A 17,161-nucleotide genomic window follows, 5' to 3' on the forward strand; every position below is an offset into this window, starting at 1 on the left:
AGCACCTCGACATCGAGGTGGAGAGCCAGGCCGACGAGATCGCCGAGATGGAGGCCGCCCTGGCCGCCACCCACGACGATCACCCGCTGGCTCCGACGGCCGGTGGCCCGGGTCGCTCCGAGGGCACCACCTCGGGCGCCGCCTAGTCCGCGCCAGGGCCCGAGGGCCTGAAGTTCGAAGTCAGAGAGCCGCCGCTCCGGTCCCCGGGGCGGCGGTTTTCCTTTGCGGGCTTCCGGGGCTTCACGGGTTGTCCGCTTGACGGGTGACGCGGGGATGCACTAATCCGGACAGGACCATGGAGGTCGACCCGGGGGCTACCGGGCGAGCATCCGACACTGGACGTAGGAAGCAGGCGGGCGAGCGCGGGCGGCGTTTCCTTCAGTCGAGGGGTGTGCTTACCTCGATTGCCCTTACCCCCCACTTTCCGGGCCTCGCGCCCGGGGAGTCATGCTGGAGAGCGTCGGATGGACAAACCAGAGACCCCGCAGAAGCGCTCGCTGGCGGAGACGTTCGAGCGGGTGTGGAGCCAGGCCCTGCTGGCGGTGTCCACCGCGGAGGAGGAGGCCGCTCGCAGCGTGCAGCGCGTGGCCGGTCTGGCCGGTTGGAGCCAGGAGGAGATGATCCGCCAGGCCCGCCTGCTGACGGAGCGCCTCACGGGTCACCGCAAGGACCTGGAGCACAACGTGGAGGAGGGTGTGCGGCGCACCCTCCTGAGCCTCAAGGTTCCTCGCCGGGAGCAGATCCAGGACATCGAAGCGCGGCTGATCCGACTGGCCGAGCGCATCGACGCTCTGGGGCAGCGCAAGTGAGCGCGCCCCCCTCCGGCTCCACCAGCCGCCGCGGGGAGGGGTTGTTCCGCTGGCTTCATGCGCTCGGTGCCGGGTGTGGAAAGCTGCCCCTCGTGGCGGGGGTTGCCCTGGTGCTGTCCGCTCGCGCGGTCCCCCTGTTGGCCGCTCCCGAGGTGCCTCGGGTGGTGGAGGCCTCGCGTTTCGAGGTGACTCCTCCCGACGCGGCCCTCATCGACGCGGTGCTCGCCAAGCGGGCCCCGGACCTGGGCCTCACCCTTCGCCGGCAGCTCGGCCAGGCCATCGCAGAGGAGGCGGGAACGGCGGGGTATGACCCACTGCTCATCCTGGCCCTCATCGACGTGGAGTCGGACTTCACCGAGGAGGCCGTCTCCGAGAAGGGCGCCCGGGGGCTGATGCAGATCAAGCCCAGCACGCTGCACTTCCTCGCCCAGAAGCAGGGCCTGCGCTTGTCCCGCGAGGAGGTGGCCGCGGATCCGTCCCTGGGCGTGCGCCTCGGCATCCGCTACCTGCGGGAGCTGCACGACCGCTTCGGCGACCTCGACCTGGCCCTCATGGCCTACAACGCTGGCCCCACCCGCATCTGGCAGGCCAAGAAGGCGGGCGAGCTGGACACCTTCCGGCGCTACCCCCGCCTCGTCCGCCGTGATTTCAGGCGGTTCCGGGAAGGGGAGGGCCTGGGCGGCGATTGGGCGCTCGCCCAGCGCGAGGGCCTCGAGAAGCCACCCGAGGAGAAGGCGCCCTAGCGCGCGGCTGAATTTCCTGACGGCAGCCTCGGTCTCCGGTGACGCGCGCTTGTCCACCCCGGGCGGGTGCGCTATCGCTTTCTCCCCAGGAGGAGTCACCCATGCGCCGCTCCATCCTCGCCCTCGTGCTCACGGCCCTGCTTCCGGCCTCGGCCCTCGCCGGCTCGGTGTACCTCAACGGCGTCCGCATCGACGGGGTGACGAACCAGAAGTTCGAGAAGGTCGCCTCCGTCCACATCGACGCGCAGGGCAACGTCCACATCGAGGCGCCCAGCTATGCCGTCAAGCTGGTGAACGCTCCTTCCGCGCCCCCTCCGGCCCCGGCGGCTCCCGCTCCGGTGGCCCCGGCTCCGGCTCCCGTGCCCACCACGGCGGCCCAGGCGCCCGCTCCGGCTCCCACACCCGCCGCGGCTCCGGCCCCGGCTCCCGCGCCGACGGACACCGCCCCCGCGCGCATCACCCGGCGCTACTGGCTCGTGACGGAGCAGTCGGTACCGGGTATGACGGAGTACGACATCGACCTGTACATCAACTCCAAGTGGGTGCGGAAGCTGCGCAACAACGAGCCCCAGGTCATCACGGACATCACCCGCGACCTGCTGCCGGGCAAGAACACGGTGCTGATGATGGCGCACAAAGTGGCGGCCAGCTCGCGGCGGAGCGAATCTCCCCAGCATGTGTTCAAGGTCATCATCGGCGAGGGCAACGAGGGCGGCGGCAGAGTGATGATCGACAACCCGCTGCTGCGCTTCCAGCGCACCGCGGCGGAGACGCAAGACCAGTCCGAGGAGTTCACCCTCACCACGCGGTAGCGCGGGGGGAGCGTCCAACGTGTTCGCCATCGACGAGCGGTTTCGGGGCCTGCCGGCGAGCCGGGAACAGGTCATGGTGCTGTACCAGTCCATCAACTCGCCGCACCTGGCCATCCCCGGCAAGCCGGCGGGGCCCGCGCAGGCCTTCGTGCTGGGGCTGCGCGGCGCGGGCGGCTTCGCCGTCTTCATCTACCTGTACCTGTCCGAGGCCCAGGACTGCGCGGTGTACGTGCCGGGCCGGCGCAACGCGAGCCCCGAGGAGTACCAGCAGGACGAGGCCGAGGCGCTCGCCTTCGTGGAGTCCATGGGCTTCATGATGGACAACGCGAACTTCCGCGGCCTGCCCGCCCCGAACCAGGACGAGCTGCTGAAAACATTGCCCGTCTTCTTCAAGGATCCGAAGCTGGTGCCGAGCGTGGGCAAGAACCGCGCGGATGAGAAGCGCACGGCTTCGACGAACCTGGGCCGCCTCCTGGCCTCCTTCTGACCCCCACCCGACGAGACTCCCCATCATGTTCCGCCGCCTGTCCACCGCCTGGCTCCTCGCGCTCGCCCTGATGGGCTGCAAGCACGTCCCCACCGAGCAGGAGCGCCAGGGGGCCGAGATCCACTACGAGCTCGGCCTCCAGGCCCAGCAGGTCGGCAACGTGCAGGAGGCCTACAAGGAGCTCCAGAAGGCGCTCGAGCTGGATCCGGACTACCCCGAGGCGCACAACGCCACCGGCATCCTCCTGCACCTGGCCTTCAACCGGCCGGAGGAGGCCATCCAGCACTACAACAAGGCGCTGGCGCTGCGCCCGGGCTTCTCCGAGGCCAAGACGAACCTGGCCAACGTCTACCTGTCCCAGGCCCGCTACGACGAGGCCATCAAGCTGTACGAGGCGGCCCTCAACGACATGCTCTACCCCACGCCCTTCATCGCCCAGGGCAACCTGGGGTGGGCGCTCTACAAGAAGGGCGAGACGGAGCGCGCGCTGCGGAGCATCAAGGCCGCGGTGACCACCAACCCCAACTTCTGCCTGGGCTACAAGAACCTGGGTGTCATCTATGAGGAAACGGGCAACGTTTCCGAGGCGTGCCGCTCCTTTGCCCATTATCGTGAGTCCTGCCCGGACGTCGCCGACGCGTACCTGCGCGAGGGCGCCTGCCAGGTGAAGATGGGCAAGATGGAGGACGCGCGGCAGAGCTTCACCACTTGTGAGGCCAAGGCGAAGAGCAAGGCCCTCAAGGACGACTGCCGCAGGTTGCTCGAGGCCTTGTAACCAGAGAAGAGTCCCACCCCCGTGGACCACGTCGAATTCGGCAAGTACCTGTCCCAGCAGCGCGAGCTGCGCGGCCTGTCCCGCGACGAGGTGTCGCGCGTGACGAAGATCTCCCCGAGCCTCATCGCCGCCCTGGAGGAGGGGCAGGTGGAGCGGCTGCCCTCGCGCGTCTTCGTGCTCAACTACATCCGCGCCTATGCCACCGTCATCGGGCTGGCACCGGAAGAGGCGGTGCTGCGCTACGAGGAGGTGGACAAGGCCACGCCAGAGCCGAGCCCGGTGGTGCTGGAGCGCGAGCGGCGCAAGCGCGCCTGGGTGGCCCTGGCCGTCGTGCTGGTGGTGCTGGGCGTGGGAGCGCTCGCCGCCCTGGTGATGACCGGGAAGGCACCCAACCCCTTCGTGCGTTGAAGTGGACCTATGGAGCGTTTCGTCGACGAGGCGCTGGTCCTCTCCACGGTGGACTATGGGGAAGCCGACCGGATGGTCACGCTCCTCACGCGCGAACACGGCAAGCTGACGGCCTTCGCCGCCGGAGCCCGCAAGAGCAAGCGGCGCTTCGCCGGTGCGCTGGAGCCCTACATGCGGCTGCGGGTGCAGCTCGTGGAGACGCGCGGCTCCACGGTGCGCCTGGACTCGGCGGACATCGTCGGCGGCTACTACGGGGCCCGGGGAGATTTGCACCTCATCGCCCGCGCCCTCTACGCAGTGGAGCTGTGCCGCGAGCTGACGCGCGACCATGAGCCCCACCCGGAGCTCTTCGAACTGCTGGAGGCCTACCTGGGCAAGCTGGACGCGAAGGAGGCGGGCCCCACCTCGCTGCTGGCCTTCGAGCTGGACGCGCTCGCCCATGCCGGGTTGATGCCGCGCTTCGACTCGTGCGCGCTGTGCGGCGGCCCGCCGGGCGAGCGGCCTCGCTTCGACCAGGGCCACGGCGGCACGGTGTGCGAGCCCTGCTCCTTCCGGGCGCGCGACGCGGTGGCCGTGCCGCTCGAGCTGCTCTCCGGACTCCGGGCACTCCAGGAGGGCCAGCGCACGCCGCTGCCGGCCGAGCTCCGGGCCCGGGCGCGTGGCGTGCTCAACGTCTTCATCGCCCACCACCTGGGTCGCCGCCTCAAGAGCGTGGACTTCATGGCCCAGGTCGGGCTGGACTGACGAGCGGCTTCCAGGAGGCTGCGCGTGGACGTGGTGTGCGTGGGCGAGTCGCTGGTGGACTTCCTCCCGGCGGAGTCCGGCCGGCGGGTGCGCGAGGTGACGGCGTGGACGCCCGGCATCGGTGGCTCCCTGGCCAATGTCTCCGTGGGCGTGGCGCGGCTGGGCGGCCGCTCGGCCTACGTGGGCGTGGTGGGCGAGGACGAGTTCGGCCACTTCCTACGCGAGCGCCTCGCCGCCGAGGGCGTGGACGTGAGCCACATGCGCCAGACGGCCGAGGCGAAGACGGGGCTCGTCTTCATCTCGCTCGATGAGCGCGGCGAGCGCAGCTTCACGTACTTCCGCACCCGCTCGGCCGAGCTCCTGCTGAGCGAGCGCGACGTGGACCCGGCCTTCCTCGGGAGCGCACGGGTGGTGCACTTCGGGACGAACTCGCTGCACCTCCCCGAGGCCCGGGCGGCCATGCAGCGCACCGTGGAGGCCGCGCACGCGGCGGGCCGCCTCGTGAGCTGCGATCCCAACCTCCGCCTCCACGCGTGGGCGGACCCGGAGGTGCTGCGCGAGCAGCTCGGGCGGTTGCTGCCCCAGTGCACCCTCGTCAAACTCTCAGAAGAGGAGGTGGCCTTCGCCACCGGCCGGGCGGAGCCGGAGGAGGCGCTGCGCTTCCTGGCGGGCCTGGGCGTGACGTTGCCGGTGGTGACGCGGGGCGAGGCGGGCGCCGTCTTCCTCTGGCGAGGCGAGGTGGTTCGGGTGCCTGCCCCTCGGGTCCGCGTGGTGGATACCACCGGGGCAGGGGATGGCTTCACGGCGGCCTTCCTCCACGGGTTGTCCCGGAGGTACGCGGGGGCCGCGGAGCTGGAGGGGGCCTCGCGCGAGGAGCTGGAGGCCCTGGCCACCTTCGCTTGTGCCGTGGGCTCCCGGGTGGTGGAGCACCTCGGCGCCGTGACGGGCCTGCCCTTCCGGGAGGAAGTAGCCAGCCTGCTCCCCCCGTGGCTCCAGACCCAGGCGCAGAACTCCTGAGCAGGTCTGTCGACCGGGCCCGACTCGCCGGTTAGTATGTCCGCCAATGGCCAACCAGGGGCCTCAGGGCAGCGCGGGACTCGACTTCGACCGGGGACGCCGCATCGGCAAATACGAGGTCGTCACCCGTCTCTCCATGGGCGGGATGGCGGAGTTGTTCCTCGCCTTCACCGCGGGACCCGGCGGCTTCCGCAAGTTCGTCGCGCTCAAGCAGATCCTCCCGGACGTCCAGAAGGACGAGCACTTCGTCAAGATGTTCCTGGACGAGGCGCGCATCACCGCCACCCTCGCCCACGCGAACATCGGCCAGGTCTTCGACCTCGGCGACCAGGACGGCGAGCTGTACCTGGCCATGGAGTTCATCGCCGGGCAGAACCTGGAGCAGATCTTCAAGGCCGCTGACAAGCAGCAGCGCCCGCTGCCCCTGGGCTTCGCGGCCCGCGCGGTGCGCGATGCGTGCCTCGGGCTGCACTACGCGCACGCCTTCACCGACGCCTCGGGCAAGCCCCGGCCGGTGGTCCACCGCGACGTGTCGCCGAAGAACGTCATGGTCACCTTCGACGGCAACGTGAAGGTGATCGACTTCGGCATCGCCAAGGCCAAGGGGCGGCTCGGTCGGACCCAGGTCGGCATGGTGAAGGGCACCACCGGCTACATGTCCCCCGAGCAGGTCCACGGCGCCGAGCTCGACGGGCGCAGCGACCTCTACTGCACCGGCATCATCCTGCACGAGCTGCTGTGCGGCCGCCGCCTGTTCACCGGCGCCCACGAGGGCGAGGTGATGTTGAAGATCTCCGAGGGGGAGGTGCCCTCGCCCTCGAGCCTCAACCCGCGCGTGCCCCAGGCGCTGGCCGACGTGGTGCTGCGCGCGATGGCGCGTGAGCCGGGACAGCGCTTCGCCTCGGGCCGCGAGATGGCCCGCGCCATCGAGGCCGCCTGCGGGGCGGAGCTCTTCCACGAGGAGCAGATGGCCGCGGTGATGCGGCAGCTCTTCGAGGACAAGATCCAGAAGACGCGCGCGCTGCTGGACAGCGCGAACGAGCCCGATGAGTCCGCTACCGGGCAGTTCGCCGCGGTGTTCACCGCGACCGACAACAAGGAGAGTCCCACGGAGAAGGGGCGCCGTTCCCCCAACTCCGGCGCGGCGAGTGCTCCGCGCGTCGCGAAGCCCTCGGGGCAGGTGACACCGCCGCCGAAGCCCGCGCCCGCGCCCGCTCCTGCTCCGCGCCGACCCACCGCGCAGCAGGCCAGTCCCTCCCGGCCGCCGCCCGCCAGGGGCTCCGCGCCCGTCCGCGCCGTCGCTCCCGAGCCGGAGGAAGAGGCGGAGGATCCGCTCAACAAGACCCAGCCGGTTCGCAGGCCTCCCGTCGTCCGCGCCAGCCGCGTGGTCGAGCAGGAGGAGGAGTTGGATCAGACGACCCGTCCTTCCCGGGCCGCCGTGGAGCAGCCGGACGCTCCGCGCGAGGGGTCGGGCTGGGGCAAATGGGTCCTCCTGCTGCTACTGCTCGCGGGCCTGGGCGGCGCCGCCTACTACCCGCCGACCCGGGCGATGCTCACCCCCCTGTACGCCACCGCCATGCGGGAGCTGAAGGGGGAGCCGGTGCCCCAGGGGCCGCCCCCGGCGGAGCCGCTGCCGTTGCCTCGGACTCCTCCCCCGGAGACCGCGAGCGCCCCGCCGCCGCAAGAGCCCGCGCCTCAGCCCGAGACGCCGCCGGAGCCCGTGGTGGCCTCGCCGGAGCCCTCGGTGCCGTCCAAGAGCGACGCCACCAAGGCCGACGCCAAGAAGCCGCGGAAGCTGGCCGGCGCCTCGCCCAAGACCGGCACGGAGCCGAAGCCCGCCCCCGAGTCCAGGCCCGTCGCCGCCGCGCCGCCGGCCACCGAGCCGGAGGCCCTCACGGAGCCCGAGGTGATCGACACGAGCACCGCCAAGGGCGCGGCGAAGGCGCAGCTCGGCTGGCTCACGCTCTACACCTCCCCGCGCGCCGCAGTGTTCGATGGTGACAACCATCTGGGCACGACTCCGCTGAAAAAGGTGGCGCTGCCCGTGGACACCTACCGGTTGCGCGTGGTGGACCCGGATGGTGCCAGCCGCATGCTGTCCGCTCCGATCAAGCCGGGGCAGGTGACGGAGATGACAGTGCGGATGTCGGATCTGCCCTTGTGGCAAGAACCCTGACGGCTGTCCTTGACGCTCCCGGACCCCATCACTAGGGTCCGCGGCGCCATGTACTTCCAGGACCTGATCCTCACTCTGCAAAATCACTGGGCCAAGCAGGGGTGCATCATCACCCAGCCCTATGATCTCGAGGTGGGCGCGGGCACCATGCACCCGGCCACCTTCCTCCGCGCCCTGGGCCCCGAGCCCTGGAACGTGGCCTACGTGCAGCCCTCGCGGCGTCCCGCCGACGGTCGTTTCGGCGAGAACCCCAACCGCCTGTTCCAGCACCACCAGTTCCAGGTCATCCTCAAGCCGGCGCCCAAGAACGTCCAGCAGCTCTACCTGGACTCCATCCGCGCCTTCGGCATCGATCCGCTCGAGCACGACATCCGCTTCGTCGAGGACGACTGGGAGTCGCCCACCCTGGGCGCCTGGGGCCTGGGCTGGGAGGTGTGGTGTGACGGGATGGAAGTCACCCAGTTCACCTACTTCCAGCAGTGCGGTGGTTTCGAGTGCCGGCCCGTCTCGGCGGAGCTGACGTACGGCCTCGAGCGCATCGCCATGTACCTGCAGAACGTCGAGAACATCTACGACATCGAGTGGGTCAAGGGCGTGAAGTACCGGGAGATCTTCCACGCCAATGAAGTGGAGATGAGCCGCTACGCCCTGCAGGAGTCGGATCCGCAGATGCTGTTCGGTCTGTTCGACTCCTACGAGAAGGAGTGCAAGCGCCTCATCGAGCGCGAGGTGCCGCTGCCGGCGTACGACTACGCCCTCAAGTGCTCGCACGCGTTCAACCTGCTGGACGCTCGCGGGGCCATCTCGGTGACGGAGCGCGCCAACTTCATCAAGCGCGTGCGCGACAACGCCCGCCTGTGCGCCGAGGGCTACCTGAAGATGCGCGAGAAGCTCGGCTTCCCGCTGCTCAAGACGCCCTGGACGGTGGGGGAGCAGCCGCCGGTGCTCGAGGGCAAGCCCGCCAGCGACTACTGGAAGACCGTGACGCTCAACAAGCCCGCCGAGACGGAGGTGGCCCGTGGCAAGTGATCTGCTCCTGGAGATCGGCGCCGAGGAGATCCCCGCCTCGTTCATCCTCCCGGCGCTCGAGGACCTCAAGCGCGTCATCACCGAGCGCGCCGCGGATGCGCGGCTGAAGCACGGCGAGGTGCGCACCTACGGCACGCCGCGCCGGCTGGCGGTGTGGGTGAAGGACCTCGCGGAGAAGGGCGAGGACGTCACCCGCGAGGTGCTCGGCCCGAGCGCCAAGGCGGCCTTCGACAAGGACGGCAAGCCCACCAAGGCGGCGGAGAAGTTCGCCGAGAGCCAGAAGGTGTCCGTGGACGCGCTGCTGCGCCTGCAGACGCCCAAGGGCGAGTACCTGGGCGCCAAGGTGGAGGAGAAGGGCCGCCCGGCGGCGGACATCCTCAAGGACATCCTCCACACCGCCGTGCACGGCATCAACTTCCGCAAGACGATGCGCTGGGGCGACGTGGAGCAGGCCTTCGCGCGGCCCGTGCAGTGGGTGGTGGCGCTGCTGGGCGGCGAGGTGCTGCCGGTGGTGCTCGGTGACGTGAAGAGCGGCCGGACGACGTACGGCCACCGCTTCCTGTCGCCCGCGGCCATCGAGCTCTCCAAGCCCTCGGACTACGAGGCCGCCCTGGAGAAGGCCCACGTGGTGCCGGACATCTCCAAGCGGCGCGCGCAGCTGCTGGAGAAGGTGCGCGCGGCGGCCACGCAGGCCGGCGGCACGCTGATGGAGGACGAGTCCCTGGTGGATCAGGTGACCAACCTCGTGGAGCTGCCCAACCCGGTGGTGGGCTCTTTCGAGGAGCGGCACCTGGATTTGCCTCCCGAGGTGCTGGTGCAGGAGATGAAGAGCCACCAGCGCTACTTCTCCATGCTGGATGCCAAGGGCAAGCTGCTGCCGCGCTTCATCGCCGTGTCCAACACGCCGGTGCGCGACGTGAAGCTCTCCCTGCGCGGCTATGAGCGCGTGCTGCGCGCCCGCCTCGCCGACGGCCGCTTCTTCTTCGACGAGGATCGCAAGACGCCGCTCGAGGCGCGCACCGAGAAGCTGGCGCGCGTGGTGTGGCAGGGCCAGCTCGGCAGCTACGCCGAGAAGGTGGAGCGCTTCCGCTCGCTGGCCGTGAAGCTGGCCGGGTGGACGGGCCACGGCGCTCACAAGGCCTCCATCGAGCGTGCGGCCACCTTGGCCAAGGCGGACCTCGTCACCGGCATGGTGGGCGAGTTCCCCGAACTCCAGGGCGTGATGGGCCGCGAGTACGCCCTCGCCGGGGGTGAGCCGGAGGCGGTGGCCCTGGCCATCTTCGAGCACTACCTGCCTCGCACCGCCGAGGACGCGCTGCCCACGCAGGACCCCGGGGCCCTCATCGGCCTGGCGGACCGGCTGGACACGCTGTGCGGCATCTTCGCCATCGGCAAGGGCCCCACCGGCGCGGCGGACCCATTCGCCCTGCGGCGCGCATGCCTCGCCGTCATCCGCATCATCCAGGGCCGGGGCTACCGCTTCTCCCTGTCCCAGGCCGTGGACGCGGCGCTGGAGCAGCTCGGGCCGAAGATCGCCAACGTCAAGCGCAAGGCCGGCGAGCCCGCGCCTCGCGAGCAGGTGCTCGACTTCTTCCGCGGCCGCCTCAAGGCGCTGTGGATGGAGGAGTTCCGCACGGACGTGGTGGAGGCGGTGCTGTCGGCCGGCTTCGACGACATGGTGGCCGCGCGCAAGCGGCTGGAGGCCCTGGGCGGCATCGTGGGCCGGGCGGACTTCGCTCCCCTGGCGGGCGCCTTCAAGCGCGTGGGCAACATCGTCGAGAAGCAGGGCAAGGACGTGTCCCTCGGCGAGGTGAACCCCCAGCGGCTCACCGACGACGCCGAGCGCGAGCTGCACACCGCGTATGTCCAGGCGCGCACCCGCGTGGCCGATCTGGTGAAGTCCGACGACTTCTCCGGCGCCCTCAAGGAGATCACCGGCCTCAAGCCCACCGTCGACCTCTTCTTCGACAAGGTGATGGTGATGGCCGAGGACAAGGACCTGCGCGAGAACCGCATCCGGCTCCTCACGGGGATCGGCACCCTGTTCAACCAGGTGGCGGACTTCGCGAAGATCCAGGCGGAGGCCTGACCCCGCTCGCCGGGCCGCTGTCCGGAGCAGTGAGCAGGTGAGGGGAGGGGGGCATGTGGCGGGTATGGAATAGCCGGGGCCCTTTGTAGTTGCCCGGCGTTAGGGCGGTTCCTACACTCCGCCCCCCTTACATGCGCCCCCATTTCCTCTGTCTCGCGCTCCTTGTCGCCGCGTGCAACGAAGCCAACCCCCGGCCCGCGCCGGTGGATCGCTTCATCTACCCGAGCGGTCTCGTGCACCGGGCCGTCCCTGGTTCCACCAACGGCTTCCTCTACGTGGCGAGCGCCAACTTCGATCGATGCTTCGATCAGGGCACCGTCATGGCGGTCGACCTGGACCGGGTGGACCTGCCTGCCCTGGGTGCCGCCACCAACACGGAGCCGTTGGCGCTCGAGCAGCTCAACCTCTCGGAAGAGTCGCGCGTCTACATCCAGAGCTACGCCGGCGAGATGGCCCTCTGGGAGCGCCCGGACGCCCCGCCCCGGCTCTTCGTCCCCGCCCGTGCCGACGGCGACTTCGTCCACTACATCGACATCCCCGAGCCGGCGAAGCTCGCCTGCGTTGGCCCCAGCCGGGACAACTGCTTCGAGGGCGCGCTGTCTCTCACCAGCGTGTCGGGGCAGCAGAATGACCTGCCCCGCGCCCCCGCGCCCTTCGGCGTCACTGTCACCAACGAGGGGCAGGTGTTCGTGACGCATGTGGACCCCGCGGACTCGCCTGCCCGCTCGCTGGTCGACTTCCAATCGTACCTGGTCCGCCTGCAGGGGGAGACGCCGAGCGTGTCGACCTCGGACTTCCTTCCGTTGAACGCGGGCGAGCTGACCGTGGGTGGCAGCCACTCGGTGGCTGTCGGTGAGCGCTACGTGTTCGTCTCCGGCCGGTTCTCCAACCGCGTGCAGAACGCCACCAGCCGGCGCTTCCTGCTGCGCGTGCTGGACAGGAACCCGGAGAACGCGAACCGGATCATCGACCCCGGGGTGGATCTGGACTTCGCCGCCCAGGACGCGCGCGGCCTCGCGCTGACCCCCGCCAACGCGTCGGGAGTCCAGCGGTTGTACCTGGCCGTGCGCTCGCCGGACTCGCTGGTCATCCTGAACGTGCGGGGCGCCGAGGCGACCTCGGATCTGCCCACCCTGTCGGTGGTGGGCTCGGTGCCCCTGCCGGACGGCCCCACCCAGGTGAAGCTGGTGTCTCGCGGGCCCACGCGCAGCGAGCTGGTGCTGGTGTCCTGCAGCTCGGCCGGCGTGGTGGCCATCTATGACCCGGACGTGGGCCAGGTCGTGGCGCAGGTGGCGGTGGGGGAGGAGGACAGGGGGGATCTGGAGCCCCAGCCCTTCGGCCTCGCCGTGCAGCAGCAAGACAACGCGGCCCGCGTCTTCGTCAGCAACTTCGGCGACGGGCGCGTGTCGGTGATCGACATTCCGGACCTTGGCAGCCCGCAGCAGGCCCGGCTGGTGGCCCGGCTCGGAACCCGGCAGGACGAAGCAGCCGTTACGTGTCAGGAGGCTCAGCAGTGAAGCGCGTCATCGTGTCGTTGATGGTGGTGGTTGGAGCGCTGGGGTCCGCCTGCACCGAGGAGGAGGAGTCCCTCCCGGCGGCGGGGTTGTCCGGGACCTACGACGTGGTGCTGGTGAAGGACCCTCAGCGGGACGGGTCGGGCAACCCGCTGGAGGGGGACCTGCTGTTCGTCACCTCGACGGACCGCAACGAGCTGCGCGTCCTGGACCTCAAGAAGGACGGGGCGGAGCGGGGCTACCTCCGTGCGCCCAACCCGCTCGAGGCGCTCTCCATCCCGGTGTTGGATCGACCCCAGGCGCTCGCGCGCGACGTGAACTATGGGGGAGATGGCAACGAGACGGGGGGCCCCTATGTCTACGCGCGCAGCAATGGCTCGACGCGCATCTCCGTGGTGGCCGCGGATCGCTCGCTGCTGCGTCAGGTGAGGCTGCTGGAGACGAGCCAGCTCGTTCCGTCTGGAGCGACCCCGCCCCCGCCCCCGTCCGCCGGTCCGGTGACGGCCTTCGCGGCCCGGGGGCCCGACGCGAGCGGACTGAGCACGCTCTACTACGCCACCCAGGAGTCCACCGGGGCCCGGCTGTGGGCGCTGCGGTTGCCGGGGCCCGAGGCGCTCCTCCAGGGGGGAGCGCTGGAGGGGCCGGTTCGTCTGCTGGAAGGGGTGCTCCCCGCCGATGTGGCCGTGAGCTCCCTGCTCGTGCTTCCCAACATGCAGCTCGCCGTGGCCACGCGCGGCACGGCCGCCTCCGGGCCTGGGAAGAGCTACAAGGTGGACCTGCAGACGAGCCCGGCGACGGTGACGGAGCTGAACTTCGGCGGCCAGCAGGTGCTCCAGCTCGCCACCCATCCGCGGTTGCCGGAGGTGCCGGCAACGGAGAGCACGCCGGCGGTAGCGGGGCTGGCGGAGGGCGCGCGCATCTTCGGCATCCTCGATCCCTCGAACTGCGGCGCGGGTCAGGCCCAGTGCTCCGCGGGCGTGCTGGCCGTGGATTCCGCGACGGGCGAGGTGCTCAAGGACGTCACCGGCCATCCCATGATGCCCCTCGGGTTGGGCAACGGGCTGCCCATGGGTCTGTCGCTGTCGACGAACACGTCCGTCAACGCCACTGAATCCGGGGCCGTACGCATGCTGGGCATCGTGCCGCTCTCCAACGGGAACATCCTCCTCTTCGACGCACTGGAGTTGCGCCTGATCGATGTCGACACCTTCGAAAACCCGGCCGACCCGGACGCCGTGGAGGACGCCCAGGCCCAGGTCTCGCTCGTCACCGCCCAGGGGACCGCCGAGACGGGCGACATCACCGTCCAGGTGACGCACGGTGTCACGCGCAACGAGACGTATCAGCTCACCTATCAGGGCGTCCTTCCCGGAATGAGCATCCTGCCGCGAGATCCGGCGGCCTCCGACTTCCGGGTGCCCGCCGAGCCGATCAAGGGCAAGGGGCAGCTGGTTCAGCCCGGGGACATCCTCGTCCTCTTCCCGGAAGGGGTGGGGGTGCAGCTGTGCCCCACGGACCTGGTGGTGACCACGGTGCAGCCGTCGTCCGATCCCACGCAGCTCACGCTGACGACCAACTCCGCCATCCCGCCGGCCTGTGCCGGCCACACGCGCTTCCTGGTCCGGGCAGGGGGCAGCCAGCCGCTGGTCCTCACCAGTGGCAGCGAGGGCTACCTGCAGCGCCTGGGGTTGACCGGGAGCTTCTCGCGGACCGGGTCCTACTTCTTCCACCCGCCGGGTTACACCGGGGCGAGCGAGGGCGTGGACGTGAGCTTCACCGTCTCCAACCCCCGGGTCACCGGCCTGTCGCGCGGGGACCGCTACGTGGTGAGTACCCTCTCCCGCTTCTTCCCGTACTCCATCCGGGTGGACACCAACATCCAGCAGCTCCAGTTCTTCCTGCTGCCCGGACCCGTAGTGCAGGCGGAGGTGGGGGGCACGGACTATGCCTACATCGCCTACCCCTCGGCGGATGGCGTGCTCCAGGTGAACCTGCAGCTCGTCTTCCCGGACGTGGCCAACAGCCGGGGAGTGTTCCCCTTTCAGTGATTTCGCGTCCCTGGACCGCTCTGCTATGGTCGGGGACTCCTGGATCCGCGAGTCAAGAGATGATCGACCAGAACTCCCGCCCTGCCCGCAAGGTCGGTATCGCCGACCACCTGTGGGAGACCTACGAAGACATGGCCCAGCAAATGGGCTCGGATCGCGACGCGCTCATCAATCAGGCGCTGTTCATGTTCGCCCGCCTCAACGGCTTCATCGAGGTGGCGCGCACGGGCAGGCCCGAGGTGGCCGTCGTGGCTTCCGGTGGTGGAGCGAGCCCCTCGGGCGCGCGCGCCTCCGGCTCGGCCGCCGGTGCCAGCAAGGGCGCTCCGCCCGTGCTGCAGCCCGTCGCCGGTGGAGCCTCCAAGACGGCGCCGCCTCCCCGTGAGGAGCACACTCCGGCGCCCGCTCCCGCGCCGCAGCGTCCCTCGGCGCGCGTCGCCGAGGAGCGTGCTCCCGCCAACTCGCTCGACAACGATCCCGCCCGCCGCGAGGTCGCCGAGCGCGTGCTGGAGACGGCCGCCGAGCTCGAGCGCCTCATCAAGGGCAAGAGCAACGAGCCTCGTGAGGAGATCGACGAGGAGCCGCTGCCCGACGACGACGCCGATTCCGGCATGGGCCTGGCCGCCGACGACGAGCCCATGGACGACGAGCCCATGGAGGATCAGCCCATGGACGACGAGCCCATGGACGAGTCGGCCGGCGGTGCGCTGGTGCTCTCCGTGGACAACGCCGAGCCCCGCGTCATCACCCAGGACCGGTTCGTGATCGGCCGCGGCAAGCACTGCGACCTGGTCATCCACTCGGGCAAGGTGTCGCGCGAGCACGCCGTCATCGTCCGCGACGGCGACGACTTCTTCATCGAGGACCTCGGCTCCTCCAACGGCACCTGGTTCAACAAGCAGCGCATCAAGCGCCGCAAGGTTGAGGACGGTGACGAGTACTTCATCTGCAGCGAGCGGGTGCGCCTCACCTACCAGTGAGGCAAGCGCCGGCGTTTCAGGGGGTTGGGCTGTTGGCCATTTGACGGAGAGCGGCCCTCCCTGATTTAGTCCCGAAACCTGCCCCCGCTCGTCGAGGGCAGGCGCCCGATGACCTCCACTCACATCGCGCTTTGGACCGCCCTGGGGGTGGCGTTGGTGATCTCGGTGGCAACCGATGTCCTGCGCCGCCAGATCCTCGACGTCGTCACCTATCCCCTGGTGGCGATGGCGCTGGGCGTGCGCCTGTGGGCCGAGGGAGTAGGCGACCTGGAGTCGGGGCTGGTGAGCGGGGTGGTGTCGGGGGCGGGCCTGGCGCTGATGCTGGTGCCGGCGGCGGTCGGGGGGAAGATGGGGTGGGGCGACGTGAAGTTGATGGCGGGGGTGGGGGCGGTGTTGGGCTTTCCCGCGGTGTTGGCCGCGGCGGCCTTCATCTCGCTGGTGGGCGCGCTGCAGGCGGTGGTGACGCTGCTGTGGCACGGCGCCGTCTGGGAGACGCTGGCGGAGGTGGTGCGGCGGTGGGCCGTGAAGGCACGGCTGATAAACGAAGGCGCGGCGAGTGGGCCGCGACGCCACATCCCTTACGGCGTGGCGATCGCGCTCGGGACTTTCTGGGCCATGTGGTGGCAGCACGACAGACTGGGGTAGTGCGGATGCGACGCGAAGGGATTCTCACGATGCTTGGACGCTTCACCCAGGTGGCCGCCCTCGGCGCCTTGTTGGCCCTGTTCGCCGCGAGCCCCGTGCTCGCCCAGGACAGCAGCACCATCAACCTCGGCGTGGGCACCCAGAAGGTGATGACCGTGCCCGGCACCACGCGCATCGCGCTGGGTGATCCGAGCATCGCCGAGGTGAAGGTCATCGGGAACAACCAGATCCTCGTCATCGGTCAGGCCGAGGGCAAGACGACGCTGCTGGTGTGGAAGAGCTCCGGCCAGCGCGTCAGCTACCTGGTCACCGTGCGCAAGCAGGACCCCAACGAGGTCATCTCCGAGATCAAGAAGCTGCTCGGGGAGATCGAGGGCGTGTCCGTGCGCATGGTGGGTGACCGCATCTACCTGGATGGTCAGGCGTACACCTCGGCGGACGCCGAGCGCATCGACCAGGTGGTGTCGCTCTACCCGAACGTGAAGAGCTTCGTGAAGGTGGCGCCCAACGCCAAGAAGCTGGTGGCGCAGAACCTCACCGCGGCCTTCCAGAAGGCGGGCCTGCGCAACGTGCAGGTCAACGTGGTGGGTGCCACCATCTTCCTGGAGGGCTCGGTGGAGAGCCAGCAGGACCTGCAGAAGGCCGAGCTCATCACCAAGGCGGTGGGCGAGAAGGTGGAGAACCTGCTCGTCGTCGGCATCAAGCGGATGATCCTCTCCGAGGTGCAGTTCGTGGAGATCCGCCGCAACGGCAAGGACCGCTACGGCATCAAGTACCCCACGGACATCACCGGCAGCGTGACGGCCACGGCCAACATCAACCAGGAGCTCTTCCCCAGCAGCTTCGGCTCGGGCTCGGGGCTGCTCACCATTGGCGGGGGCTCGGAGT

General features: G+C 69.9%; 16 protein-coding genes. All 16 read left to right on the forward strand.

The window, feature by feature from the left end; all coding sequences use genetic code 11:
* Nucleotides 1–464: 464 nt before the first annotated feature.
* On the forward strand, nucleotides 465–809 hold the full coding sequence (locus tag VF697_RS40675; protein WP_331103767.1) for a hypothetical protein: 345 nt from the start codon (nucleotides 465–467) through the stop codon (nucleotides 807–809).
* Nucleotides 806–1,552, forward strand: a complete 747-nt coding sequence (locus VF697_RS40680; protein ID WP_331103769.1) for a lytic transglycosylase domain-containing protein — start codon at nucleotides 806–808, stop codon at nucleotides 1,550–1,552. The genes VF697_RS40675 and VF697_RS40680 overlap by 4 nt, the downstream gene beginning before the upstream one ends.
* 101 nt (nucleotides 1,553–1,653) lie before the next feature.
* On the forward strand, nucleotides 1,654–2,364 hold the full coding sequence (locus tag VF697_RS40685) for a hypothetical protein (RefSeq protein WP_331103771.1): 711 nt from the start codon (nucleotides 1,654–1,656) through the stop codon (nucleotides 2,362–2,364).
* A gap of 19 nt (nucleotides 2,365–2,383) precedes the next feature.
* Nucleotides 2,384–2,851 (forward strand): social motility and stimulation tgl protein, encoded by a 468-nt coding sequence (locus VF697_RS40690; RefSeq protein ID WP_331103773.1) that lies wholly within the window; start codon nucleotides 2,384–2,386, stop codon nucleotides 2,849–2,851.
* Between the two features lie 25 nt (nucleotides 2,852–2,876).
* Nucleotides 2,877–3,626, forward strand: coding sequence for a social motility TPR repeat lipoprotein Tgl (gene tgl, locus VF697_RS40695; protein ID WP_331103775.1), 750 nt, complete (start codon nucleotides 2,877–2,879; stop codon nucleotides 3,624–3,626).
* 21 nt (nucleotides 3,627–3,647) lie between these two features.
* Nucleotides 3,648–4,034 carry a helix-turn-helix domain-containing protein gene (locus VF697_RS40700; protein WP_331103776.1) on the forward strand — a complete coding sequence of 129 codons (387 nt, stop codon included), beginning with the start codon at nucleotides 3,648–3,650 and terminating at the stop codon, nucleotides 4,032–4,034.
* A gap of 9 nt (nucleotides 4,035–4,043) precedes the next feature.
* Nucleotides 4,044–4,778, forward strand: coding sequence for a DNA repair protein RecO (gene recO, locus VF697_RS40705; RefSeq protein WP_331103778.1), 735 nt, complete (start codon nucleotides 4,044–4,046; stop codon nucleotides 4,776–4,778).
* Between the two features lie 24 nt (nucleotides 4,779–4,802).
* Nucleotides 4,803–5,795, forward strand: coding sequence for a carbohydrate kinase (locus VF697_RS40710; protein WP_331103780.1), 993 nt, complete (start codon nucleotides 4,803–4,805; stop codon nucleotides 5,793–5,795).
* Between the two features lie 46 nt (nucleotides 5,796–5,841).
* Nucleotides 5,842–7,971 carry a serine/threonine protein kinase gene (locus VF697_RS40715; protein WP_331103782.1) on the forward strand — a complete coding sequence of 710 codons (2,130 nt, stop codon included), beginning with the start codon at nucleotides 5,842–5,844 and terminating at the stop codon, nucleotides 7,969–7,971.
* A 48-nt stretch (nucleotides 7,972–8,019) separates the two neighbouring features.
* The gene (gene glyQ, locus VF697_RS40720; RefSeq protein ID WP_331103784.1) at nucleotides 8,020–9,000 is read left to right on the forward strand and encodes a glycine--tRNA ligase subunit alpha; all 981 of its coding nucleotides are present in this window, start codon (nucleotides 8,020–8,022) and stop codon (nucleotides 8,998–9,000) included.
* Nucleotides 8,990–11,089, forward strand: a complete 2,100-nt coding sequence (glyS, locus tag VF697_RS40725; RefSeq protein WP_331103786.1) for a glycine--tRNA ligase subunit beta — start codon at nucleotides 8,990–8,992, stop codon at nucleotides 11,087–11,089. The genes glyQ and glyS overlap by 11 nt, the downstream gene beginning before the upstream one ends.
* A 131-nt stretch (nucleotides 11,090–11,220) precedes the next feature.
* Nucleotides 11,221–12,606: a hypothetical protein gene (locus VF697_RS40730; RefSeq protein ID WP_331103788.1), complete on the forward strand. Its 1,386-nt coding sequence runs from the start codon at nucleotides 11,221–11,223 to the stop codon at nucleotides 12,604–12,606.
* Complete coding sequence (locus VF697_RS40735) at nucleotides 12,603–14,651, forward strand: hypothetical protein (RefSeq protein ID WP_331103790.1); 2,049 nt, start codon at nucleotides 12,603–12,605, stop codon at nucleotides 14,649–14,651. The genes VF697_RS40730 and VF697_RS40735 overlap by 4 nt, the downstream gene beginning before the upstream one ends.
* 59 nt (nucleotides 14,652–14,710) lie before the next feature.
* Nucleotides 14,711–15,628, forward strand: coding sequence for an FHA domain-containing protein (locus VF697_RS40740; RefSeq protein WP_331103792.1), 918 nt, complete (start codon nucleotides 14,711–14,713; stop codon nucleotides 15,626–15,628).
* 108 nt (nucleotides 15,629–15,736) lie between these two features.
* Nucleotides 15,737–16,273: an A24 family peptidase gene (locus VF697_RS40745; RefSeq protein WP_331103794.1), complete on the forward strand. Its 537-nt coding sequence runs from the start codon at nucleotides 15,737–15,739 to the stop codon at nucleotides 16,271–16,273.
* A 29-nt stretch (nucleotides 16,274–16,302) separates the two neighbouring features.
* The coding region (locus tag VF697_RS40750) for a pilus assembly protein N-terminal domain-containing protein (protein ID WP_331103795.1) at nucleotides 16,303–17,161 on the forward strand (859 nt) is incomplete at its 3' end.

This window comes from Archangium sp. (assembly GCF_036388035.1).
Classification (GTDB): Bacteria; Myxococcota; Myxococcia; order Myxococcales; family Myxococcaceae; genus Archangium.